Consider the following 24658-nt stretch of genomic DNA (forward strand, 5'->3'; position numbering starts at 1 on the left):
AACTAGGCCCTCGTGACTTTTGGGGAAGGGCGTCAACTTGGCCAAGGCAAAAAACATCCTGTTCATCATGTTCGACCAGCTGCGCTGGGATTATCTGAGCTGCTACGGCCATCCACATCTGCATACTCCAAATATCGATCGTCTGGCTGCCAAAGGCGTGCGCTTCAACCGCGCCTATATCCAATCACCGATCTGCGGCAGCTCTCGCATGTCCACCTACACAGGGCGCTATGTGCATTCTCACGGCGCGTCGTGGAACGGAATTCCGTTGAAAGTCGGCGAGATAACGATGGGTGATCACCTGCGTAAGGCGGGGATGGATTGCTGGCTGGTCGGCAAAACCCATATGCGTGCAGACGCCGAAGGGATGGCGCGGCTTGGTCTGGAACCTGACAGCTTGATAGGTGCGCGCGTCGCCGAATGTGGGTTTGACGTATATGAAAGGGATGACGGTATGCTGCCCGAAGGTCCGGATGGGTATTATGACCCGGACGGGGCAAAGGAATACAACAAGTTCCTGAAAGCAAAGGGGTATGAGAGTGACAATCCCTGGCATGACTTTGCCAATTCCGGACTGGATGCGGATGGCAACGTTCTGTCTGGCTGGTTTCTGAAGAATTCACCCGAAGCCGCGAATATTGCCGAGGAAGACAGCGAAACGCCCTATCTGACCGGGCGCGGGATCGAGTTCATGGAAACGCATGATGGCCCGTGGTGCTGCCATCTGAGCTTTATCAAGCCGCATTGGCCGTACATCGTACCGGACCCATACGCCTCGATGTATGGGCCGGAACATGTGTTGCCTGTGGTGCGATCCGAGGCGGAACGTCAGAATGCGCATCCCGTGCTCAAAGCCTTCATGGACACAAAGATCGGCCAGACCTTTTCGCGGCAGGATGTGCGTGAGGCGGTTATCCCAGCCTATATGGGGCTGATCAAGCAAGCCGATGACCAGATGGGCCGCCTGTTGGATTGGTTGGAGAGAGCCGGGCGGATGGAAAACACGATGATCGTGTTGACATCAGACCACGGTGATTTTCTGGGCGATCACTGGATGGGGGAAAAGACCTTTTTCCACGACGCCTCAACCAGAGTGCCGTTGATCATTTATGACCCGTCGCCCGAGGCGGACGCGACACGTGGCACAGTCAGCGATGCGCTTGTAGAATCCATCGACCTTGCACCGACCTTTGTCGATGCGGCTGGTGGGGAAGTGGCGACGCATATTCTGGAAGGTCACTCCCTGCTGCCCATCCTTTATGGGGAGGTGGACACGTTGCAACGCGATGTGGTGATCTGCGAATATGACTACTCGGCTTCGCCAATCGCAAATGTTTTGGACATGTCCGTCCGCGATGCGGTGATGTTCATGGTCGCAAGCAAGAAATGGAAACTGATCCATTGTGAAGGTGGGTACCGGCCAATCCTGTTCGATTTGGAGAATGACCCTGATGAGTTGAACGATCTGGGTGACAGCGCCGAACATGCCGGTGTAATCGCCGAAATGTACGAGCACCTGTTCGCCTGGACGCGGCGGGCGTCACAGCGCACGACCCGGTCCGAGCAGCAATTGATTGAAATGCGCACCAAAAGCCGGGGCAGGGGTGTTGTTCTGGGCGTTTATGATGAAAACGATGCACCACTGGATCTGACAGTCAAATACCGCAATCGCAAGGTGCGCCCTTTCCAAAGCTATCTGAAGGACTAACACCTCTGTGTTGGTTATAATTGTACATCATTGCAAAAGGCGGTTCACCCGTCGAAGTCCAAAGGATAGAAGGTGACCCAAGAGCAGCAAATGGAGTACATCAATGGCCACCCCCAAACCTGTAGTCCTGTGCATTCTTGATGGTTGGGGCCTGTCCGAGGACACAAAAGCCAACGCACCCTATCTGGCAAACACGCCGACGTTTGACGCGATCATGTCTGAGTGCCCGCATTCAACCCTGATCACCCACGGCCCCGATGTGGGTCTGCCTAGCGGGCAGATGGGCAACTCAGAGGTCGGGCACACCAATATCGGTGCAGGGCGTGTGGTCGCCATGGATCTGGGCCAGATCGACCTTTCCATTGAAGACGGGACATTCTTTGAAAACGAAGCTCTGCAAGCTTTCATCGCCAGTGTTAAGTCCGTTGGCGGTACTGCGCATCTGATGGGGTTGATCTCGGATGGAGGCGTGCATGGTCATCTGAACCATATCCTTGCCGCAGCCACTGCCATAACGGATGCCGGTGTCCCGGTTGCACTGCACGCAGTGACGGACGGGCGTGATGTCGCGCCAAGGTCAGCTCTGACTTACATCGCTGAGCTGGAAGAACGCCTGCCCGAAAACGTACGCATCGTCACCGTGAGCGGGCGGTACTTTGCCATGGATCGCGACAATCGCTGGGAGCGTGTCAGTGAAGCATATGGTGCAATGGTCAACGGGCAGGGCCGAACAGCCAGCAGCGCCCATGGCGCGGTTGATCACGCCTATAACCAGTCCGAATCTGACGAGTTTGTCACACCAACCGTATTGACGGGATATGACGGTATTCACGATGGCGACGGTTTCTTTTGCCTGAACTTCCGCGCTGACCGTGCACGTGAAATCCTGCGCGCCATCGGAGAGCCCGGATTTTCCGAGTTCGCGACAGGACCGCGCCCGAAGCTTTCAGCACTGCTGGGCATGGTCGAGTACTCTGACGGGCATAATGCTTACATGACCACGGTTTTTCCAAAGCGCGCGCTTGTAAATACGTTGGGCGAGTGGGTCGCCAAGCAAGGGCTCCGTCAGTTTCGACTGGCGGAAACCGAGAAGTACCCGCATGTTACGTTCTTTTTGAATGGCGGTAAGGAGACGCCCGAACGAGGTGAGGACCGCTTTATGCCGAGCTCGCCGAAAGTGGCAACCTACGATCTACAGCCCGAAATGTCATCCGCAGAGGTTACGGCGAAGTTTATCGAAGCCATCGAAGGCGGGTATGACCTGATTGTTACAAATTATGCCAACCCCGATATGGTTGGTCATACAGGTGATCTGAATGCCGCAATCAAAGCATGTGAAGCCGTCGATCATGGGTTGGCTCAAGTCATTACGGCTCTTGAAAAGGTCAAGGGGGCGATGATTATCACGGCCGATCACGGCAATTGCGAAGTCATGGTTGATCCTGTGACCGGTGGTCCGCATACGGCCCATACGCTTAATCCTGTTCCCATAGCGCTGGTTGGCGGGCCAGAAGGTGCTGTATTGCGCCAAGGACGTTTGTCCGATCTCGCCCCGACCCTGCTTGAACTGATGGGTTTGCCTAAACCCATGGAAATGACCGGGGAAAGCCTGCTGTCATGAAACCGGCTGCTCTGGCAGTGTGTCTGTTTTTGGCCTTGCCGGCGCTGGCCCAGCCAGACGCTTCCAAGGCTGCTTTGGATGCAGCGCAGATGCTCGAACAGGCGTCCATCGCGTTATCCGAAGCCGAAAGTGCCCGGGACCGGGTCAATGCTCTTACGGAGACGATCCATGCCTATGAGGCCGGGTTGGGTGCGATGCGGGTGGGATTGCGCCAAGCGGCTACCCGCGAGGCGCAACTGAGTGCCGACTTGCGGACGCGCGAAAAGGAAATCCGGCGATTGCTCGGTGTTCTGCAAACCATTGAAACGACTGAACCACCCGTTTTGATGTTACATCCCGCCGGCCCGTTGGGGGCTGCCCGCGCGGGTATTATGCTGTCCGAGGTCACCCCCGGCCTGAACGCCAGCGCGCAGGAACTGGCGCAGGACCTAAATGAAGTGCAGACATTGCGTGTCTTGCAGCAAAAGGCCTCGGAAACTTTGACAGAGGGTCTGACGGGCGTTCAGGCGGCCCGCACCCGTCTGAGCGAGGCAATCGCCGACCGCACGGATTTGCCCCGCCGTTTCGTGGAAGACCCGGTACGTACGGCCATTCTGATCTCGTCGACCGAAACACTGGATGGTTTTGCAAGTGGTCTGTCCGAGATCTCGGAGGGAGAGATCCTCGACAGCAATGCCAGCGTCTTGGACAGGAAAGGCCGGATATCAATGCCGGTACAGGGCATCTTGCTGCACAAGGCGGGTGAAACGGACGCCGCTGGTGTCACGCGCCCCGGCCTGATCGTGGGGACACGCCCGCGCGCCTTGGTCACATCGCCAACCGCTGCGACAATTCGCTATCGCGGGCCGCTGCTGGACCTGGGGAACCTGATAATACTTGAACCTCAATCGGGACTTTTGTTCGTATTTTCCGGTTTGCAGGAGGTCTATGGCCGGACCGGTCAGGTGATCCCAGAGGGCACACCAGTTGGTCTGATGCCCGGTGAAATGCCGGAAATCGGCGCAATTTTGTCAACAAGCAGTGATGGCACTGGAACTGACCGCTCAGAAACGCTCTATATAGAGGTAAGAGAAGACAATCGCCCCGTGGACCCGGAATCGTGGTTTCGGACCGACAAGGATGGATAAACGCGTATGAAGAAATTTGTGGTGGCCGGTCTGGCTGGAACTGTGGCAGGTATTCTTGCAACAACTCAGATTGCAGGACCCCTGCTGGCGCAGGAGGCCGAGAACAAGGCAAGCGTCTATGAACAGCTGGATTTGTTCGGCGACATTTTCGAACGTATCCGCGCCCAGTATGTCGAAGAGGTTGAGCCCGAAGAACTGATCGAGGCGGCCATTGATGGCATGTTGACTTCGCTTGATCCGCATTCGAGTTATCTTTCTCCTGACGACGCTGAACAGATGCGCGTGCAGACCCGGGGTGAGTTTGGTGGGTTGGGTATCGAAGTTACGCAGGAAGAAGGCTTTGTCAAAGTCGTCTCACCTATTGACGATACCCCCGCCGACGCAGCCGGAATCGAAGCCGGGGATTTCATTACCCATGTGGACGGTGAAAGTATTCTGGGCCTGACGCTGGACAAAGCGGTTGACCTGATGCGCGGCCCGGTCGGATCTGAAATTATCATCACCGTCGTACGCGAGGGTGAGCCTGATCCGTTCGATGTCACTATTATCCGTGATACAATCAAGTTGACCGCTGTGCGCGCACGGACCGAAGGCACCAGTGTCGTGCTGCGTGTAACCACGTTCAACGACCAGACCTTCCCGAACCTGCAGGAAGGATTGCAGGAACAGATTGCCGAAGCGGGTGGCATCGACAAGGTGAACGGTTTTGTTCTGGACCTGCGCAACAACCCAGGCGGCCTTTTGACTCAGGCGATCAAAGTCTCGGACGCGTTCCTGAACGAAGGCGAAATTGTTTCCACGCGCGGCCGCGACCCGAATGAGGGTGAGCGGTTCAACGCCACCCCCGGGGATCTGGCTGAAGGCAAGCCAATTGTGGTGCTGATCAATGGCGGCTCGGCCTCGGCATCCGAGATTGTGGCCGGTGCATTGCAGGATCATCGCCGCGCTATCGTTGTGGGCACCAAGAGCTTTGGCAAAGGATCCGTGCAGACGGTCATGCCGCTGCGCGGCGACGGCGCTATGCGCCTGACCACATCGCGCTATTACACGCCATCAGGACGATCAATCCAGGCCCTTGGCGTCAGCCCGGACATCATTGTTGAACAGCCTCGCCCTGCACCTGCAGAAGAAGAAGAAGAGAGCAACGGGCGTACCCGGTCCGAAGCTGACCTGCGCGGCAGTCTGAACAATGACAGCCTGAGCGAGGATGAAATCCGCCAGATCGAGGAAGATCGTGCAAGGGCCGAAGCAACCGCTGAGCTGAGGAAAGAGGATTATCAACTGGCATATGCCATAGACATCCTCAAAGGCTTGTCAGCGTTCACCCCGCACGGGCCGTCCCAATAACCAAACCAATGGGTCGCGTACAACGCGGCCCTTTTCTTTCTGTCTCGCGAGATTTCATTTCATCATCCAGCAGCGCAATCCGAAGGCGCCGCGCAGAGTGCGCATAACCGAATGGATGATCCGATTTCGCAAGCGTTTCAGCCGTCTCCGCGGCTTACCCGTCGGAACGCGCGTTTCAGCATATCCAGCTCCGCGCGCAAAAGGTCCACTTCCGCCCTGAGATCATCGGCGGCGGGCTCTCCTGCTATTATGGAGAAACTCCCAATTTTATCGACACTGCCTGCGTCGACTATGACGAAGCTGTGCACGCCTTCGGACAGGGCTGTGACGGGTACCTGCACATACAGATTCCATCCGTTGTCTGTTGGTGAAAGCTCAACACTCTCCAGAGCTTTGCCCAGATATCGAACCTCCAACTCTGGTTGCCGTTCGGCCTCAACATGGCCGTGCCAAATACCGTTTTCGAACTGAATGAAAGTCAGGGATGGTTGTGTCATCTTTGATCGTCTCACAAGTCCGCGCGATGGAAGCGGCAAAACGTAAGGTCTCGCACACTCATACGGTTCATCTGCGGTTTCTCAAAAATAAGATCCAGCCAGATCTTTTCGATCCGACGTTCATTCAGGGGCAGGTGAGCCAGGTCGAAATCAACTGCGTTCACGGTTTCAGAAGGGTCTAGCTGCCGCAAAACCTGCTCCATGTTGGGCCCGTGCTGAACATTGAGACGTGCAAACGCGCCAGACGGTTTCTCGCAGTCAATCAGAGTTTCCAACCGGATCAGATGCTCGCGTGTCAAGTCGCGGGCGACCTCACGCGGCAAATCGATTGATACCGACAGGAACGACCCCTCGAAGCCAAAGACCTCGACCTCCAGACTGAACGGGGCCAGATCACTTGCCCCCCGGTTGCGGATTTGCCGCACAGCGATTTCGGTCAACGGGCAGTCGTGAAATAAGCTGACCTGATCGTCCATTACCGTTTTACGGGGAACAGAGGCCATGCCGGATTGCAACAACGGCGCGCGCCACAGGTCGGGTCGCCAGCTCCAGTCGGTGCCGACAGGCCGGTGAAACTGAGTTGATCCTATTTTCGGGCGGAGCAAGCGCGCATCCGCCAGTTGGATCAGGCGATCCAGTTGTCCACGCAGACTGCGCGCCTGATCGCGTTTCATCCGCAACTCGGCCTGCGCTGAATCTGGCGCCTGCTGCACGGCCCGGCGCCAGCGGCCGAGCGTCCGGCGATGAATATAGCGATCCAGAATCCTGCGCATGGTCTCTTCGTCCGATAATGTCCTTCTTTAGTCAAAGAAATGAGTAGGAATAAACCCGCAATCACAAAAACACTACTTGAGCGCTACGTTTTCCGGTTGGTGGCTAAGCGTAAAAAAGATAGGTGCCGGATTAGGAGCCTGACCCCGTCAATTCTTGCAATACGTCGGGTCAATGCTTACCGTCTGTTTCCTAAAAATGGGTTACCCCTGAACAGCCAAACATCAGTTCAGCTATCGATAAGGCCAGGCTATGGAGCCCACATTATTTTCTTTTATTTGGAAGCATTCAAAAAAACAGCAACTTGTCCTGCTGCTGTTAACGGTCCTGTCTTTCCCGTTTCTGTATGCGTCGCTGGAGCTGCCTAAACAAATAATCAACGATGCCATCGGTGCGCCAGGCGATACGGTGACAATCTGGGGCATCACAGTGTCTCAGGTTCAGTACCTGATGATATTATGCTTTGCATTTCTGGCTACTGTAATTGCCAGCGGGTTGATGAAGATGCGCATCAATACGATGAAAGGCATCTTGTCCGAACGCATGCTGCGCCGTCTGCGCTATACCCTGATTCAACGCACGATGCGGTTCCCAAAGTCCTATTTCGCGACCACCAGCCAAGGAGAGCTGGTCTCGATGATCACATCCGAGGCCGAGCCGATGGGCGGCCTTATGGGGGATGCGATCGCGCAACCGGTGTTTCAGTTTGGCCAGATGATGACAATCGTCACCTTTCTGTTCATGCAAAGCATCTGGTTCGGTTTGGCAAGCATCGCGCTGATTCCGCTCCAAGCCTGGTTAATTCCCAAGCTACAACGTCAGATCAACTTGCTGAACAAGGATCGTATTCAGGAGGTTCGGCGTCTGAGCTCGGAAATCGGGGAAAGCGCGGCGGGCATCAGTGACCTGCGCACGAATGGCGGCTGGCGCTATCGTCTGGCCCAGTTCAGTCACAGGTTGGGGACCTTGTTCGAGATCCGGTTCAAGATCTACAACAAGAAATTCTTTATGAAGTTCCTGAACAATTTGATCACTCAGATGACGCCATTCCTGTTTTATTCGGTGGGCGGATACCTGGCGATCACGGGCGAGGTGACAGTAGGTGCATTGGTTGCCGCGTTGGGCGCGTACAAAGACCTAAGCGGGCCCTGGAAAGACCTTCTGACCTACTACAACCAGGTACAGGACATGTCCCTGCGGTGGGAGGTGGTCACCGAAAGATTTGCCCCGGACAACATGATCCCCGAAGAGCTGTTCGTCGGCGAGCCGGAAACCATCCCACATCTGACCGGTGATATCGAATTGCGCAATGTGACCGTTCGCGATGGCGACGGCAAAACCATTCTGGAAGACATTGATCTGACCATCCCGCGGGGCGCGCGTGTGGCGATTCAATCCGCCCATGCGTCGGAACGTAGTGCGTTGGGCCAGTTGCTGACCCGCGAGGTGCTACCTGTTCAGGGGGATGTGGTCATAGCTGGCCACAAGCTGGACGAATTGCACCAATCAGTTATCGCGGCCCGGATCGGGTATGCCTATTCACGCCCCTATCTGTTTGATGGGACTTTGGGCGATAACCTCATGATGCCGTTGCGCACCCATCCGCAGCACGAGGCAGATGCCATAAGAACCCCGTCCCGTCGTCAGATCGAGTCTGTTCGGGCGGGTAACCCACCGGATTCGCTGGAAGATGAGTGGATCGATCCGGGACTGGCCGGTCTGGACGATATCGATGGAATACGTGACTGGTGGTTCCAGCTGGTGGAAGCCATGGGGATTGACGAGTTCATGTTCCGGCGCACTCTGCGCACCCAGTTTGATCCAGAGATACACCCGATACTGGCACAGGAAATAGTCAGGCTGAGAGAATCCATCGCCGAACGGCTGAAGGCACAAGGACTGGACCGGTATGTCTATCGGTTCGATCCAAACCAGTTCAACCCGGCCGTCCCGCTTGGGGGCAACTTGTTGTTCGCGGCACCGTCGCGTGACATATCTCCAGACATTCTGGCCGGAGACGCGCGGTTCGTGCAATTGCTCAGCACCCATGATTTGGCAGATGACGCGATCAGCATATCGAATGCTGTCATGGATACTCTTGGCAAGACATTTGGGCGGGACGGGGCCGACCATCCCCTGTTTCTGCGGCTTGGCATGTCCAAGGACATGTATCATCGGCTGCTCGATATTCAGGACCGGCGCAAAGCCAAAGGGAATGCTGCGCTGAGCGATCAGGAGCGTGCCTTGCTACTGACAGTGCCTTTCCTTCTGACAGCAGAACAGATCGGCCCGGATTTCCCAGAGGAATACAAGGAAAAAATCCTTGCTATCCGCAAGACCCAAGCCGAGCGGTTGCGCGGTGCAATGGACGGTTTGTTCATGTCTGTGGCGCCTGACATCTATGTGCCGCGCCTGACCGTGATGGAAAACGCAATCTACGGCCGGATATCGTTGATGGCGGGTGCCCATGCCGAAGATATCGAAGACATCGTTGCCGAGGCCATGAACGAAGCCGGTCTGCGCCGTCGGGCAGCGGCCATTATCTATGACCTGCCGTCCGGGTTGGGCGGCAACAACCTTCCAACCGTGTTTCAGGAGCGTGCCGCTTTTTCACGCGCAGGCATCAAACGCCCCGACGTTCTGATCCTGGACAAGGCGCTGGCCAGCCACGACTCGGAAAGCCGGTTGCGCACGCGCTTGAAACTGAGAGAGCTGCTGCCCGATTCCATCATGATATTCATGGAGGATCATTTTGCGCATCCCGAAGCCTATGACTTGTTTGTGGAAATCAAGGATGGACGGATCGACGGCGTCTCGCGGAGCAGACCAGCGCATGAGGACAGAACTTCGGACGATCTGAGCCGTAAACTCGAGATTCTGTCTGCAACGCAGCTGTTTTCAGGCCTGGATGGCAGAAACCAGAGGCTGCTGGCGTTTTCGGCGCAATGGTACGAAGCCAGCGCCGAACAAGTCATCTTTTCCCGCGGTCAAGCGCCGGATGCGGCCTATTTGTGCATTTCAGGACAAGCCAAACTGGATTGGTCCAATGAGGATGGAACGAAACGCACAATTTCGATTATAGAACCCGGTCGGCTCATCGGAGACCTGTCCATCATTACCGGGGAACCAAGGCAACTGGATCTGGTCGCGACGGAAGATAGCAGCTTCTTGCGCATTGGCGCTGAAGAACTGCGTGCCGTTGTTGAAAGTGACGCTTCGGTCGCTATGCAGTTGCTTCAAACAGTTGCAGGGTATCTGACCACGCTTTCGAACAGAATCAGCGTGGCCCAGAACGCCGAAGACATGTTTCCACCCGTGACGGATGAAACGGCGCAGGAAGGTATTGGTAAGAATGCCTAGCGCGTATTCGGCTCATGCGCGCCTGGTCGAAACAGCCCGCGCCAAACCCGAAATCTGGCGTCTTTTGCTGGGGTTGGCATTGATCGCCGTGTTGGTCAGCGTTTCGAACTTGGTGTTTTTCACCGCGATCGCGGGGTTGGGTTCGGAGGAATGGGCACAGGAACTTTTGCGAGGCAACACACCTATAGCGCTGCTACTGTTACTGGCCAGTTTCGGGTTCATCATTCTTGGCGTGGCGGTTGCCGCACGTCAGCTTCAGCACCGATCCTTAGGATCAATTTTCGGCCAGCGGGGTCTGGTTGCGGCCCAATTTCTGAAAGTTCTGAAAGCCCTGCTCATCTTGGGCGCTGTCGGTGTCTTGCTACCGCCCTACGGTTTGGGGGGATCTCTGTCAAAGAATCTGCCATTTTTAACATGGCTCTTGTTGCTTCCGGTCTCGGTATTGGTTGTCCTGATTCAGACCAGCGCCGAAGAAGTTCTGTTTCGAGGGTACATTCAGCAAGCCCTTGCCGCCAGGTTTCAATCGCCCGTCATTTGGATGGGGGTTCCGTCTGTTGTGTTTGCTGCTGGCCATTACACACCGGAACTGGCAGGAGAAAATGCAATTCTGTTTGTGCTGTGGGCCTTAATGTTTGGGATGCTTGCATCCGATCTCACAGCGCGATCAGGGACATTGGGGCCAGCTATCGCCTTGCATTTCTTCAATAACATCATCGCACTATTGTTCGTTTCCTTGCCGGACAACCTGAGCGGGCTGGCGCTTTTCTCGCTTCCGTTCGATGCATCTGACGCCGAACAGCTTCGTCCCTGGCTGGTGGTGGATTTGGCTGTGATGTTCGTATGCTGGCTGGCGGCGCGGCTTGCGCTCAGGCGTTGATTGCATTTCTTTCCGTGGCGTCTTATTTGACGTCAACACCGCACAAGCCAAGGTTCCGACATGAACTGGATCACAAACTACGTCCGCCCCCGGATCAACTCGATCTTCTCTCGCCGTGAAGTGCCCGAAAACCTCTGGCAAAAATGTGACGAGTGCGGAACGATGCTGTTTCATCGTGAACTTGCGGAAAATCAGAACGTCTGTACCCAATGTGACCATCACATGGCGATTACCCCACGCGAGCGGTTCAATCACCTGTTCGATGGCGGTATTTTCACTGAGGTTGCAGTGCCAGCGCCAAAAGAAGATCCCTTGCATTTCCGCGACCAGAAGAAATACCCCGAGCGTATGCGAGCGGCGCAGAAAAAGACCGGCGAAAAAGAGGCGATGCTGGTTGCCAAAGGCGAAATCGGACGCACGCCAATCGTTGCAGCAGCGCAGGATTTCTCCTTCATGGGCGGATCAATGGGCATGTATGTGGGCAACGCGATCATCGCGGCCGCTCAAGAAGCGGTTAAGCTAAAGCGCCCACTGATCCTGTTCTCGGCAGCGGGTGGAGCGCGGATGCAGGAAGGCATTCTCAGCCTGATGCAAATGCCGCGCACAACCGTGGCCGTCGAAATGCTGAAAGAAGCAAATCTGCCCTATATCGTTGTGCTGACCCATCCCACCACCGGTGGTGTGACGGCGTCATATGCGATGTTGGGCGATGTCCACATCTCTGAACCGAACGCGCTGATCTGCTTTGCCGGTCCCCGAGTTATCGAGCAGACGATTCGCGAAAAGCTGCCCGACGGCTTCCAGCGGGCCGAGTACCTGCTGGATCACGGGATGCTGGACCGTGTCACCAAACGTACCGAGATGCGTGACGAACTGATCACCATCACCCGGATGCTGATGAACCAACCGCCGGCGATCAAAGGTGACCTGCCAGCACCGGCACCGGATGAAACGGCCAAGGTCGCGCAGGCCGAAGAGACCGGGAAAAAATGAACACCAAGACATCTGACGCCATCCTCGACCGGATGATGGCGCTACACCCCAAGATCATTGATTTGACCTTGGATCGCGTCTGGCGATTGCTGGCCGCCTTGGACAATCCGCAGCTCAAGCTGCCACCGGTTATCCATATTGCCGGGACCAATGGCAAAGGCTCGACCCAGGCCATGATCCGGGCGGGCTTGGAAGGGGCAGGGCGTTCCGTTCATGCCTACACTTCGCCCCATCTAGCGCGATTTCACGAACGTATCCGGTTGGCGGGCGAACTGATTTCGGAACCCGGCCTGACCGCGGTTCTGGATGAGTGCTACGCGGCGAACGGCGGCGAAAACATCACGTATTTCGAGATCACAACCTGCGCTGCCTTGCTGGCCTTCTCTCGCTGCAAAGCGGATTACACTCTGCTCGAGGTCGGTTTGGGCGGACGGCTGGATGCAACAAATGTGATTGATGAACCGGCGGTGACAGTCATTACGCCTGTTTCAATCGATCATGAACAGTATCTGGGCGACACCCTGGGAAAGATTGCCGCCGAAAAGGCGGGCATTATCAAACCCGGTGTGCCATGCATCGTCGGCCCGCAGGAAGACGAGGCACTGGAGGTGATCGAGTACACAGCCGCCCGGTTGGGCGCACCGCTACTTGTACATGGCCAGCATTGGCACGTTCATGAAGAAAACGGGCGCTTGATCTATCAGGACGAAACCGGGTTGCGTGATCTGCCGCTCCCCAACCTGCTGGGTGCACATCAGTTCCAGAATGCCGGTGCTGCCTTGGCGGTTCTGCGTCATCTTTCAATGGGTGACACTGCCTACGAGGCTGCCGTGTCCAATGCCGATTGGCCCGCGCGTATGCAACGTCTCAAAACCGGTCCGCTGACCGAGCAAGCCCCCCAGGTCGAACTGTGGCTGGATGGAGGGCATAACGCGGCCGCAGGCATCGCGCTTGCCGATGTGCTGGCAAAGATGCCGCAACGCCCTACGCACATAATCTGCGGTATGCTCAACACGAAAGACGTGACTGGGTATCTCGCGCCACTGTCAAGACAGGTTGCAAGCCTGACCGCCGTCTCCATACCGGGCGAGGCGGCCACGCTCAGCGCCGAAGAAACCGCCGCCGCTGCCACCAAAGTTGGCCTGCCTTCTTCAGTCGCTGCAAGTGTTTCGGAAGCGTTGAAGACAATCACGGACAAAGACCCACAGGCGCGTGTCCTGATCTGCGGCTCCCTTTATCTTGCCGGAAACATCCTGCGCGAAAACGGTTAAGCTTCATCTTTTCGCAAATACTCCGGGGGAGGCGCGCGCAGCGCGACGGGGGCAGAGCCCCTACTTCCCCCAGTTCTGGTCCTGCATTTCCCGCAGGCGCGACGCAGTACGCTCAAACTCAAAGGTGCCTTCTCCTTCGACATACAACATCTCGGGTTCCGCCGCAGCCGAGCAGATCAACCGAACTTTTGCCTCGTAGAGCGCATCTATCAGGATGACAAAGCGCTTGGCTTCATTGAAGTTATTTCTCGACAAACGGGGGATATCCTCAAGCACCAACACTTTAATTGCTTCTGCGATAGCCAGATAGTCCGCCGGTCCCAGCATCCGGCCACACAGGTCATAAAACGAAGCCCGTGCAACCCCGTTGCGAAATGCGGGCAGTTCGACAGCGCGGCCTTTGACCTGCAATATCAACGGATCGGCAGGTCCGCCTGCAAGATCTTTCCAGACATCCCGTAATTTCTGCCGCGCTTCTGGTCCGATGGGTGTAAAATAGACCGGAGCCCCCTCTAATCTGTTCTGACGGTAATCCGTGGGCGATACCAGTTCCCATACCTGCAACTGGTCTTTGATATGGGCAATAAAAGGCAGGAACAATTGCCGGTTCAACCCATCCTTATACAGCGCGTCCGGATGCCTGTTCGACGTGGTCACGACAACAACGCCACCTTCATGCAGCAGGTCAAACAAACGGCCGACGATCATCGCATCCGTAATGTCAGTGATCTGCATCTCGTCGAAGGCCAGCAGGCGGACGGATTTCACCACCTCCTTTGCCACGGGTGCCAGCGCATCTTCAACGTTCTCTTTCCGGGCCTTGTGCATTCCGGCATGGATTTCCTGCATGAAGGCATGAAAGTGAACGCGCCGTGCGGGGACTTCACCCAGCGTGTCGACGAACATGTCCATCAGCATCGATTTTCCACGTCCGACGCCACCCCACAGGTATAGGCCTTTAGGCGGAGGCGGAGCCTTGCGGAAAAAACCTCGTTTAACCGGCTCGGCCAGTGCCGCACGGATGCGCTCAAACTGGGGCAACACGGCTTCTTGAGCGTCGTCACGCGTCAGAGTTCCATCCTCGACGCGGGCTTCGTAGTGCGAAATCAGATCCGTCATGACCCAGAGCCTTACCCATGACCCAGCCCGTTGAAAAGAAGCCTTTTCCCTGACGTATCAAATTTGCTTATCCGTGACCGCAAATCTGTTGAATTGACGCAACCCGTAAATCCAGTACGGTCCGTCGGACCAAGCTACCCGAGGTCTCTATGCCGCAATCCACCCGCATGTTGAACCCGATCCTGATCGTTGGATGCATCATCATCACGGTCAGCTTTGCCGTGCGCGCGTCTTTCGGCGTGTTTCAGATTCCGATCGCCAGTGAATTTGGCTGGCTGCGCACGGATTTCTCATTGGCGATTGCAATCCAGAATCTGGCTTGGGGCATCGGTCAACCGATCTTTGCAGCTATCGCTGAGAAAGTAGGAGACCGAAAGGCCATTATCCTCGGCGCCTTGACCTATGCTGCTGGTCTGGTTCTGTCGGCTTGGTCCGTCACACCGCTCGAGCATCAGGTTTATGCGTGGCTGGTTGGGTTTGGCATTGCTGGCACCGGGTTCGGTGTGGTTTTGGCTGTGGTCGGTCGCGCGTCCTCTGATGAAAACCGGTCCATGTCGCTGGCCATCGTTACTGCTGCGGGCAGTTTCGGGCAGGTTCTGGGCGCGCCGACGGCTGAGTGGTTGCTGTCATTCTTGCCCTGGCAACAAGTCTTCGTCGTGTTTGCCGCTGCCATTCTTGCGCTTGTATTGACCTTGCCTTTCATGCGGGCGCCTCAACCAGCTTCAAAGGCAGAGTTGCAAGAAAGCATGGGAGAAATTCTGGGGAAGGCGTTCCGAGATCCTTCTTATGCTTTGATATTTATTGGGTTTTTCAGCTGCGGTTACCAGCTTGGATTTATCACCGCTCATTTTCCGGCATTCGTAACCGAAATGTGCGGCCCGATCGAACCCGGCAGCGTGCTGTATTCCATCGGCATCACATCCACGTCCGCACTTGGCGCGGTATCGATTTCACTGATTGGTTTGGCCAATATCGCCGGGACTCTATTGGCGGGTTGGGCAGGTAATCATTTCCCTAAGAAATACCTGCTGGCCTCGGTCTATGCCGGTCGGACACTTGCTGCGGCATTGTTCATCGTTTTCCCGATAACGCCGCTGTCCGTCATTACATTCTCGCTGGTGATGGGATCGCTTTGGTTGGCCACCGTTCCGCTCACGTCGGGTCTTGTCGCGCACCTCTATGGTTTGCGTTACATGGGAACACTCTATGGCATAATCTTCTTCAGCCATCAGGTTGGCAGCTTCCTGGGCGTCTGGCTGGGGGGGCGTATGTATGACCAGTATGGTGACTATGCCCTGGTCTGGTGGATCGGTGTGGCAATAGGGGCCTTCAGCGCCATCGTTCATCTACCTATCCGAGAGAACCGTCTGGCAGTCCCCGCCTGACGTGACGTTTCGCGCTCGACCTACGTGCGCGTGCCAGCGGTAACGCCGTGTGGGGTGTTAATCTAGCCGACTCGATCCGGAAACAATCCTGCAAGGCCTTCGGCCGAGGCGGCACAGACGCCGCGTTCGGTGATAAGCCCCGTCACCAGCCGGTTGGGTGTGACATCAAAGGCAGGATTGCCACCTTTCGTCCCGTTCGGGGTGACGCGAACATCGGCAATATCCCCCTGTCCATCCACGCCCATGACATGGGTCACTTCTTTTTTATCGCGTTCTTCGATTGGGATTTCCGACACTCCATCCCGAACCGTCCAGTCAATCGTGGGCGAGGGCAGGGCGACATAAAACGGAACCCCGTTGTCCCGCGCCGCCAAGGCCTTCAGGTAGGTGCCGATTTTATTGCAGACGTCGCCTTGTGCCGTGGTCCGGTCTGTACCGGTGATGACGGCGTCAACCAAACCATGTTGCATCAGGTGACCGCCTGCATTGTCCACGATGTAACGATGGGGAATGCCGTGTTCGCCAAGTTCCCAGGATGTCAGCGCCCCCTGATTTCGTGGTCGGGTCTCATCCACCCAGACATGAAGCGGAATGCCCGCGTCATGCGCGTGATACATCGGGCTTGTCGCCGTTCCCCAATCCACCGTTGCCAGCCAACCGGCATTGCAATGCGTCAATAGCCGCACCGGTTCACCTGCGGGCTTTCGGGCTGCAATTTCTTTGATCAGTTGCAGCCCATGGCGACCTATCGAGGCATTGATCTCAACATCTTCGTCTGCAACCTCCTGTGCGAGTGCCCAGGCCCGTTCAGCACGATCACTTGGGGCAAGTGGCATCAGCGAGTCGCGGCATCTGTCCAAGGCCCAACGCAGGTTTATTGCCGTTGGGCGGGTCGCGTGCAATACGTCATACGCGGCGTCGAACGAAGCGTTAGAGCTGTCACGGGACATCTGTTCGGCAATTCCAAACGCGGCTGTTGCACCAATCAGTGGCGCACCCCTGACCCACATGTCGCGGATCGCTGTCGCAAATTCATCCAGCGTTTTCAGGGCAACCACCCGAAAGTCATGGGGCAGCCAACGCTGGTCGATAATCCGAACCTCACCTGCCGATTTGTCCCACCAAATCGACCGGTAATGAGCACCCTGTACTTTCATAATTCGGTCTCCGTTTGCGAATAGCCTGATCAGAAGTCTTTCGCAGCCTGCGTTCTTTCGGCGGGCTTGTAAACGGGCGTTTCTGGTTGCCGTCTGGCATTTTAGCTTGCCGGTGACTGCACTTACCCTCGGGTCGCTGCGCGAAGTTCCCGCTCTAACGCATCCAGAAACCTCGAACGATCTGCTTTGCTGAACGGTCGGCCGCCGCCTCCGGCCCCCAATGGATTGGCGGCCCGCAGGTCAGCCATCAAATCACGTATCGCCAATTGCTGGCCAATGTTGGCTGCCGTAAAGGCCTCGCCGTTGGGGCGCAAAACTCGGGCACCCGCTTCGACGCATTTTGCGGCCAGAGGGATATCGGAGGTCACAACTACATCCCCTGCGCCGCAACGTTCTGCAATCCATTTGTCCGCTTCATCAGCACCTTCCGAAACCACGATGACCTGTACAAGCGGGTTTGCTGACGGTCGAAGACCGCCATTCGACACCAGTGCCATAGGCACCTTGTGTCGTGTTGCAACCCGTTCGGCCTCGGCCTTTACAGGGCAGGCATCGCCATCGACATACAGCGTTGTCACGCCTTTTTGGCCTCTTTTTTCTCTGGTTGAGCAGGTTTCTTCCGCACCTTGAATTCGTCCGGGATTGGCATCCGGTTGAAAGCATCCAGCCCGGCGATCTTGTAAGCCTCGGCCAGAGTTGGATAGTTGAACGTGTTTTGAACGAAGTAATCGACAGTGCCCTTCAGGTTCAGCACCGCCTGAGCGATGTGGATCAGTTCGGTCGCACCTTCGCCCACAATCTGCACGCCCAAGACACGGCGGGTTTTAAGCGAAAACAGCATCTTCAGCATACCGTGTTCCAGACCCATGATATGCCCGCGCGAGGTTTCGCGGAATCGGGCCACGCCAACCTCATAGGGAATGCCACGCTCCTGAAGTTCTTCCTCGGACATGCCGCAGGTGGAAATTTCGGGAACCGAGTAGATGCCATAGGGGTACCACGGGCTTTCCGGCAGTGTAGGTGTCTCGAGCGCATGGCAGGCAGCCACACGCCCTTGCTGTAATGAAGTCGAGGCCAGCGAAGGGTGACCGATCACATCCCCGGTCGCATAGATATGCGGAACCGCGGTCTGATATGTCTTGCGGTCTACCTTGATCCGATTGCGGTGATCGGTTTCCAGTCCAACTGAATCCAGATTGAGTTTCGATGTTGCGCCCATGCGCCCGGCTGCAAACAGCAGCATTTCCGCCCGCACGTGGCGCCCGTTTTCAAGGGTCACTTCCACATGCTCGCCCGCATCTTCAATCTTTTCGACAGCCGATCCCAACCTCAGATCAACACCGTTTTCGCGGATCTGATGGGTGAAATCATGAATCAAGCGGCTATCGATGAAGTCCAGAAACGTATCCCGCGGCTCGATCAGCGTCACCCGAACGTCCAGTGCCGAGAACATCGTGGCGTATTCGACCCCAATGACCCCGGCACCGATAACAACCAGTGAACGCGGGATTTCCGCCATTTCCAGAAACTCGTCGCCATCGACCACGGTCTTGCCGTTAAACGGAACATAATCGGGGCGGTAGGTCTTGGTTCCTGTCGCAATCAAAAACTTGGCGGCCGTTACACGTGTGGTCTCTCCGGCATCGGTGGCGACTTCCACTTCATGTGGCCCGACGAACTTGGCTAAACCGTCCAGAGTATCGACGTGGTTCCGGTTGAACTGATGTTCCAACACATCGACCTCGTGATCGAGGGTCATGTGCAGGCGGGCTTTCAGATCTTCGGCGCGGATCTGGTCCTTGACCCGATAGGAACGGCCATAAAAGCTGCGCTCGCGCCAGCCCGACAGGTTCAGAACCGTTTCGCGCAATGTCTTGGATGGGATAGTTCCGGTGTGAACGGACACCCCACCAAAACGGTCTTTTCGGTCAATCACCAGAACCCGTCGCTTGAGCTTGCCAGCCTGAATGGCCGCAGAACGCCCCGAAGGCCCGGACCCGATGATGACCAGATCATAGTCGTATTTGCTCATATCTCAGTCTCCGTACAGCGCTTCGGCGTGGAAAACGATGTGATCTTCCATGAAGGTAGATACGAAGAAATACGAATGGTCATACCCCGGCTGGAGGCGGAAGGTTGCTTGCTGGCGACGCTCAGCGATGGCTTGGGCAAGCGCTTCTGGGCGCAGCAGGTCCATGAACTGATCATTGGTGCCCGTATCGATCAGGATGGGGCCGTCGAAACCGGTTTCTTTCATCAACAGGGAAGCATCGTGTTTGGCCCAAAGGGATTCATCATCCCCCAGATACGCGCCCAGCTGTTTGCGCCCCCAGTCAGCGCCCGTCGGGTTCGCGATGGGTGCGAAGGCCGAAACCGAGCGGTACCGTCCTGGAAGGTTCATGGCCAACGTCAATGCACCATGCCCGCCCATGGAATGACCCGTAATGGCCTGACGTTCGCAATCGATGGCAAAGCTTTCGAACAGCAGGGTAGGCAATTCGTCGGCAATGTAGTCCCACATCCGGAAATGCGGTGCCCAGGGCTCCTGCGTGGCGTTCACGTAGAACCCAGCGCCCTGACCCAAATCGTAGTCGTCATGATCCGCAACACTTTTACCGCGTGGCGAAGTGTCGGGAAATACCACTGCAATGCCTTGTTCCGCAGCCCAAGCTTGTGCGCCGGCTTTTGTCATCGCGTTTTCATGGGTGCAGGTCAGACCAGACAGATACCACAAGATCGGAACCGGGCCATCTTTCGCCTCGGCCGGAAGAAAAAGGCCAAACGTCATGTCGCATTGGCATGTCGACGAAGCATGGCGATACACGCCTTGCACTCCGCCGAAACAGGCATTTTCCGAAAGGGTTTCCATTAGGCATCGTCCTTATTCTAGAGTCGCAACATGGCTAACGATCCACGGACCCGGCGTAAAGTCCGAGTGCCTTTGGAGTGAGTATTTTTGAAAGGGTGAAGGTCAGGGGGTACCTAGAGCCGCAATAACAAGTGGTATGGTGACAATGCTGACGAGCGTCGACAGTAAAATAGCAGCCGAGGCGCGCTGTGGGGCAATGCCGTAATGCGCGGCCAGCATATAGACATTTCCTGCTACGGGCAGAGCTGCTGCTGCAATTGCAACGCTTGCCGGGAATGTTTCGATCGGGATCAGCCAGATCAGGGCGATTGCTACGAAAAGCGGGTGGAGCACTAGTTTGCAGAAACTCAACCAGGCTGCGATCTGAAATCTTTCCGCGGATTTGCCAGCAAGGGACGCACCGATTGCAAAAAGCGCTCCGGGGGTTGCGGCACCACCGAGGATGGTCAGAAAGTTGTTCAGCGGATCGGGAACCGGGATTTGCAGGGATGACCAGACGAGCCCGGCAGAGATCGAGACAATCATCGGGTTCTTGAGCAGACCCATTCCAATCAGTTTGAATGTGGCTGGGGTCAGCCTTCCGTCGCGACCACCGTTGATCAGGATCACGATCAGAGACGAGAATACCACCAGATCTACGGTCAGGACCAGCATGACCGGACCAATAGCGGCTTCGGTGAACAGCAGCGCGAGCATCGGCAGGCCAAGAAAGCCAACGTTCCCAATAGCAGCGCATTGTGCCTCAACCGCCGAAGTAGGCACGTCCAGGCCGCGTATCCACGCAACGCAAGTTGCTATGCCATAAACAGCAGCGGTTCCAATGAGATAACCGAAGATCAGTCTTGCGTTGAAAATCTCTGCAAAGGGTAGGGTCGCCGCAAATCGAAAAAGCATTGCCGACAGCGCGAAGAAGAAGACGAACTTGGTCAGGTATGCGGTTGCTTCGGCCGTAAAGAACCGTGTGCGCCCAGCCCAAAAGCCAAGGCCGATGATTGCAAAAAAGGGAAGTGTACGCAAAAAGATATCGGCCATGGGCCAAGTCCTAGCACGGTTTAGAACCGTCGCAAGAGCTCAACACCCCAAATTGGGCGAGGTCAGAGTTAAAGGGAATACGAGAATCCTTGTACCTGAACCGAACGGTTTATAAACTGTGACAGGTATTGATCGAGGAGATGACATGACCCAGACCGCCACCATCCTGCGCACAGGCCGAAAGTTTGATCAGGTTTTGCGCGGGGCCCGAGAGGTTTTCATGGCGGACGGATTCGAGGGCGCAAGCGTGGATGACATTGCCCGCGCGGCTGGAGTGTCAAAAGCAACCTTGTACAGCTATTTTCCGGACAAGCGCCTTTTGTTCATGGAAGTTGCACAAACGGAATGCTGTCTTATGGCCGAACGGGTCGTCGCGATGATCGACGAGACCAAACCCGCACGAGAAGTTTTGATGATCGCGGCCACACAGTTGACGGCGTTTCTGGTTTCAGATTTCGCGCAGCAGGTTTTCCGCATTTGTGTTGCCGAACGAGACCGGTTTCCGGAACTTGGCCGCGCATTTTACGAAGCGGGGCCGCAAAACGGCCAGCGTCAAATGGCAGAATACCTTGAAATAGCCGTGGCTAAAGGTGAGTTAGCAGTTGAAAATGTCCAAATAGCGGCTGAGCAGTTTTCCGAGCTTTGCAAAGTACGGATCTGGACCCGGGCTGCATTTGGAATTCAGAATTCATTCAGCAATGAAGAAATCGCTGAAGTAGCGACACAAGCCGTGGACATGTTTCTTGCCCGGTATGGGGTCTGATCCAAGAAAGAAATGGCCCATATCCGGATCAGGGACACAGGCCATTGCTCACACACCAGAACACTCGATGCAGTTCAGCTTACTGCGATAAGTCTTTTCAAACTCTTTATTTGTCGAACTATTGGTGTGGCTTGGGACCCAACATTGGCCGGAAAGAAAAGCAGGTCAGCGTTCAAACTTGTTGCCCAGCTTGATGCACTTTAGCTCGTTAGCAACAGGCCAAGCCAGAAAGAAAACCAGCACAGAGCAAGGCTGATCAGAATATTACCTGCTGCCAAAAGCAATGTGCGCTCGCGGTGAAGTTCGAGCGATTGGTAGGCAAAGCTGGAGAAGGTTGTAAAACCACCGCAAAATCCGAAAACAAGGCGTTTTTGGTCCTCGGGAATGTCTACTGGACCTCCTAAAAACCCAACCCAGATCCCCAGCAGAAAGCTACCCAACACATTTACGAGCAAGGTTGCTAGTGGCAAGTCGTGCCGAATCTTCAGCGCCAGCCAATGGCGCATCACGGCCCCCAGACCTCCGCCCAACGCGAACATGGAATGAAGATACACTTCGCTCATGACGGCGTCTTTTCGGAATGAAAATGCCGTCCAAGTCTTTCACCAAACAGCGCGGCAGCAAGGCCAAATGAAACTTCCAGCCCGATTGCCAGGGACGTTACCCATAGGCCGCCGTCGGCTATTCGTTCAAGATCTGCAACAAAAGACGAAAAGGTCGACAATCCACCGCAAAACCCAACGGCGCCAAGATGCAGAACATGCGCGTGCACCTTATGGCGCACGGAATATAGCCAGCCCAGAACAAAACAGGCGACTACGTTGATGCCAAAAGTCGAGGTGAGAAAGCTTAGGCCTGGGATCTCTAGTGCAAACGCCTCACGCAACAACGACCCAAGCGCACCGCCTGCGAAGACGGATAGAAACATCACGCTTTTTCGGTCATGCCAGAGGTGGGATTGTGTGTTTGCCAAGGATCGGCCCTTTGTCGTCCGTTAAGCGTGATTTATCTGGTGGTTGCATTGGGTTCAACAGTTGGGCGGTTCGTAACATGATTTCACGTTTACGTCCCTCAGCAGACATTTTTCCGCGGGCACTTGAAATAAAATTTCAATCTGTTTCACGTTGAGTTCTGTCAGCATGGCTCATCAGCCCAATAGAAACACAAGGAGTTTGGAACATGATTGTACGCAGAATTTTCTTTTTTCTGAGCTGTGTCTGTCTGCCGTTGGTTCTGATCCTTGGGTTCTTCTGGTCGCCTGCGCTTTGGCTTCTGATCATTTTGGTGCCGTACGCGATCATCGGTCTTTATGATGTTCTGACGACCAAACATAACGTCCTGAACAATTATCCGGTTCTTGGGCATTTCCGGTACATGCTGGAATTTGTAAGCCCGGAAATTCGCCAATATTTTGTGGAAACCAACGAAAGCGGACGGCCTTTCAACAGGATTGTCCGAGGGCTGGTTTATTCTCGGGCCAAGGGGCAGGTGGACACACAGGCGTTCGGCACGCAATACGACATTACCGAAACCGGGTATCATCGCGCCAACCACTCACTAGCCCCCAAACATGTAGACAAAAGTGAAGAACGCATAATGCTGGGGGGTCCGCAATGTACGCAACCTTACAGCGCCTCACGCCTTAATGTGTCTGCCATGAGCTTTGGCGCGCTCAGTGCCAATGCCATCCGCGCGCTGAACGGAGGAGCCAAGGATGGGGGGTTCGCGCATAACACCGGAGAGGGTGGGCTGTCACCGCATCATCTGGCCGAAGGCGGGGACATCATCTGGCAGATCGGGACGGGTTACTTCGGGTGCCGGACCCCTGCTGGTGGATTTGACAAGGACAAGTTTGCCGAAAAGGCAGGAAGGGACGTGGTCAAGGCTATTGAGATCAAGCTGTCACAAGGTGCAAAGCCCGCCCATGGCGGTGTTCTGCCTGCAGCCAAAGTCGATGCCGAGATTGCCGAGATACGGGGAGTGCCCGAACATCAGGATGTGATTTCTCCGCCCACCCATAGTGCCTTCGATGGGCCCACAGGTTTGATGCATTTTGTCCAGCACCTGCGAGAAATGTCAGGTGGCAAACCTGTCGGGTTCAAGCTGTGCATCGGCAGGCCGTCCGAATTCATGGCGATCTGTAAAGCAATGCTTGAAACGGGTATCTTGCCGGATTTCATCACAATTGACGGGGCAGAAGGGGGCACGGGCGCAGCCCCGGTGGAATTCACCAACCGGTTGGGTATGCCCCTGAACGAAGCCTTGATCTTTGTCAGCAACTGTTTGCGTGGTGTCGGAGTGCGTGACAAGATCCGGATCATCTGTTCCGGAAAAGTGGCGACCGGTTATGACATGGTCGAGAAGTTGGCGCTTGGTGCCGACATGTGCAACTCGGCGCGCGCGATGATGTTTGCGGTGGGTTGCATCCAGGCATTGCATTGCAACACAAACCGTTGTCCGTCAGGGGTGGCTACACAAGATCCCATCCGCGGGCGCGCTGTGAATGTGCCGCAGAAACGCCGGCGTGTTCATCGCTATCACGATGCCACACTGGAAAGTTTCCGCGAGCTTTTGGGCGCGATGGGCAAGGAAAAAGCGTCCGAGTTACATCCCCGTGATATCCTGCGCCGAACTGCGGACGAGCATGAGCGTACCTATGCCGAGCTTTATATTTATCTGGAGGACGGTGCCTTGTTAAAGGACGACATTCCCGAAGAATTTGCAGATGATTGGAACCGAGCTTCGGCCGCACAATTCTGAA

The 24658-nt window shown here is 55.8% G+C and carries 21 protein-coding genes; 11 read left to right on the forward strand and 10 right to left on the reverse strand.

From position 1 onward, the window contains the following. Positions 1-37: 37 nt before the first annotated feature. The 4 genes from ACR0J7_RS11365 to ACR0J7_RS11380 all read left to right on the forward strand — a co-directional run bounded on the left by ACR0J7_RS11365 (position 38) and on the right by ACR0J7_RS11380 (position 5803). Entirely contained in the window at positions 38-1708 is a 1671-nt protein-coding gene (locus tag ACR0J7_RS11365; RefSeq protein WP_480914339.1) for a sulfatase-like hydrolase/transferase, read from the forward strand. Positions 1709-1811: 103 nt separating this feature from the next. Beyond that, positions 1812-3329 (forward strand): 2,3-bisphosphoglycerate-independent phosphoglycerate mutase, encoded by a 1518-nt coding sequence (gpmI, locus tag ACR0J7_RS11370; RefSeq protein WP_480483693.1) that lies wholly within the window; start codon positions 1812-1814, stop codon positions 3327-3329. After that, on the forward strand, positions 3326-4456 hold the full coding sequence (locus tag ACR0J7_RS11375) for a murein hydrolase activator EnvC family protein (protein ID WP_480483694.1): 1131 nt from the start codon (positions 3326-3328) through the stop codon (positions 4454-4456). The genes gpmI and ACR0J7_RS11375 overlap by 4 nt, the downstream gene beginning before the upstream one ends. Positions 4457-4462: 6 nt before the next feature. After that, positions 4463-5803, forward strand: a complete 1341-nt coding sequence (locus ACR0J7_RS11380) for a S41 family peptidase (RefSeq protein WP_209507125.1) — start codon at positions 4463-4465, stop codon at positions 5801-5803. 137 nt (positions 5804-5940) lie between these two features. Here the strand turns inward: ACR0J7_RS11380 and ACR0J7_RS11385 are convergent, their stop codons facing one another. Together ACR0J7_RS11385 and ACR0J7_RS11390 are read right to left on the reverse strand one after the other, a co-directional pair. Continuing rightward, positions 5941-6300 carry a hypothetical protein gene (locus ACR0J7_RS11385; protein ID WP_480773663.1) on the reverse strand — a complete coding sequence of 120 codons (360 nt, stop codon included), beginning with the start codon at positions 6298-6300 and terminating at the stop codon, positions 5941-5943. Between the two features lie 11 nt (positions 6301-6311). After that, complete coding sequence (locus ACR0J7_RS11390) at positions 6312-7073, reverse strand: DUF6478 family protein (RefSeq protein WP_480773664.1); 762 nt, start codon at positions 7071-7073, stop codon at positions 6312-6314. 250 nt (positions 7074-7323) lie between these two features. Between ACR0J7_RS11390 and ACR0J7_RS11395 the strand changes: the two genes are divergently transcribed. Genes ACR0J7_RS11395 through ACR0J7_RS11410 form a run of 4 tightly spaced genes read left to right on the forward strand, consistent with a single transcriptional unit; the run spans position 7324 to position 13572 of the window. Beyond that, a complete protein-coding gene (locus ACR0J7_RS11395; RefSeq protein ID WP_480914341.1) occupies positions 7324-10431 on the forward strand; it encodes an ABC transporter transmembrane domain-containing protein in 3108 nt (1035 codons plus the stop codon). Beyond that, positions 10424-11308 (forward strand): CPBP family intramembrane glutamic endopeptidase, encoded by an 885-nt coding sequence (locus ACR0J7_RS11400; protein WP_480914343.1) that lies wholly within the window; start codon positions 10424-10426, stop codon positions 11306-11308. The genes ACR0J7_RS11395 and ACR0J7_RS11400 overlap by 8 nt, the downstream gene beginning before the upstream one ends. A gap of 60 nt (positions 11309-11368) precedes the next feature. Then, positions 11369-12301 (forward strand): acetyl-CoA carboxylase, carboxyltransferase subunit beta, encoded by a 933-nt coding sequence (gene accD / locus ACR0J7_RS11405; protein WP_480559863.1) that lies wholly within the window; start codon positions 11369-11371, stop codon positions 12299-12301. Continuing rightward, positions 12298-13572 carry a bifunctional folylpolyglutamate synthase/dihydrofolate synthase gene (locus ACR0J7_RS11410; RefSeq protein ID WP_480899960.1) on the forward strand — a complete coding sequence of 425 codons (1275 nt, stop codon included), beginning with the start codon at positions 12298-12300 and terminating at the stop codon, positions 13570-13572. The genes accD and ACR0J7_RS11410 overlap by 4 nt, the downstream gene beginning before the upstream one ends. Positions 13573-13632: 60 nt before the next feature. On the opposite strand, the gene zapE is transcribed toward ACR0J7_RS11410, so the two are convergent. Then, on the reverse strand, positions 13633-14691 hold the full coding sequence (gene zapE, locus ACR0J7_RS11415; protein WP_480588661.1) for a cell division protein ZapE: 1059 nt from the start codon (positions 14689-14691) through the stop codon (positions 13633-13635). Between the two features lie 149 nt (positions 14692-14840). Between zapE and ACR0J7_RS11420 the strand changes: the two genes are divergently transcribed. Then, complete coding sequence (locus ACR0J7_RS11420) at positions 14841-16076, forward strand: MFS transporter (protein WP_480899962.1); 1236 nt, start codon at positions 14841-14843, stop codon at positions 16074-16076. Between the two features lie 62 nt (positions 16077-16138). Here ACR0J7_RS11420 and mtnA read toward each other — a convergent pair whose 3' ends face one another. The 5 genes from mtnA to ACR0J7_RS11445 all read right to left on the reverse strand — a co-directional run bounded on the left by mtnA (position 16139) and on the right by ACR0J7_RS11445 (position 21134). Beyond that, positions 16139-17233 (reverse strand): S-methyl-5-thioribose-1-phosphate isomerase, encoded by a 1095-nt coding sequence (gene mtnA, locus ACR0J7_RS11425; protein ID WP_480483702.1) that lies wholly within the window; start codon positions 17231-17233, stop codon positions 16139-16141. 122 nt (positions 17234-17355) lie between these two features. Next, on the reverse strand, positions 17356-17811 hold the full coding sequence (locus ACR0J7_RS11430) for a YaiI/YqxD family protein (protein ID WP_480483703.1): 456 nt from the start codon (positions 17809-17811) through the stop codon (positions 17356-17358). After that, a complete protein-coding gene (sthA, locus tag ACR0J7_RS11435; RefSeq protein WP_480483704.1) occupies positions 17808-19265 on the reverse strand; it encodes a Si-specific NAD(P)(+) transhydrogenase in 1458 nt (485 codons plus the stop codon). The genes ACR0J7_RS11430 and sthA overlap by 4 nt, the downstream gene beginning before the upstream one ends. A gap of 3 nt (positions 19266-19268) precedes the next feature. Continuing rightward, positions 19269-20102: an S-formylglutathione hydrolase gene (gene fghA / locus ACR0J7_RS11440; protein ID WP_480914345.1), complete on the reverse strand. Its 834-nt coding sequence runs from the start codon at positions 20100-20102 to the stop codon at positions 19269-19271. Positions 20103-20204: 102 nt separating this feature from the next. Then, positions 20205-21134 carry an AEC family transporter gene (locus tag ACR0J7_RS11445; RefSeq protein ID WP_480773672.1) on the reverse strand — a complete coding sequence of 310 codons (930 nt, stop codon included), beginning with the start codon at positions 21132-21134 and terminating at the stop codon, positions 20205-20207. Positions 21135-21279: 145 nt separating this feature from the next. On the opposite strand from ACR0J7_RS11445, the gene ACR0J7_RS11450 reads away from it, so the two are divergent. After that, entirely contained in the window at positions 21280-21897 is a 618-nt protein-coding gene (locus tag ACR0J7_RS11450) for a TetR/AcrR family transcriptional regulator (RefSeq protein ID WP_480914347.1), read from the forward strand. 200 nt (positions 21898-22097) lie between these two features. Here ACR0J7_RS11450 and crcB read toward each other — a convergent pair whose 3' ends face one another. Together crcB and ACR0J7_RS11460 are read right to left on the reverse strand one after the other, a co-directional pair. Further along, a complete protein-coding gene (gene crcB, locus ACR0J7_RS11455; RefSeq protein WP_480559876.1) occupies positions 22098-22460 on the reverse strand; it encodes a fluoride efflux transporter CrcB in 363 nt (120 codons plus the stop codon). Further along, positions 22457-22825 carry a fluoride efflux transporter FluC gene (locus tag ACR0J7_RS11460; protein ID WP_480588669.1) on the reverse strand — a complete coding sequence of 123 codons (369 nt, stop codon included), beginning with the start codon at positions 22823-22825 and terminating at the stop codon, positions 22457-22459. The genes crcB and ACR0J7_RS11460 overlap by 4 nt, the downstream gene beginning before the upstream one ends. A gap of 251 nt (positions 22826-23076) precedes the next feature. On the opposite strand from ACR0J7_RS11460, the gene ACR0J7_RS11465 reads away from it, so the two are divergent. Then, positions 23077-24657, forward strand: a complete 1581-nt coding sequence (locus tag ACR0J7_RS11465; protein ID WP_480623172.1) for an FMN-binding glutamate synthase family protein — start codon at positions 23077-23079, stop codon at positions 24655-24657. Position 24658: the final 1 nt, after the last annotated feature.

Source organism: Ruegeria sp. O4 (genome assembly GCF_056535125.1).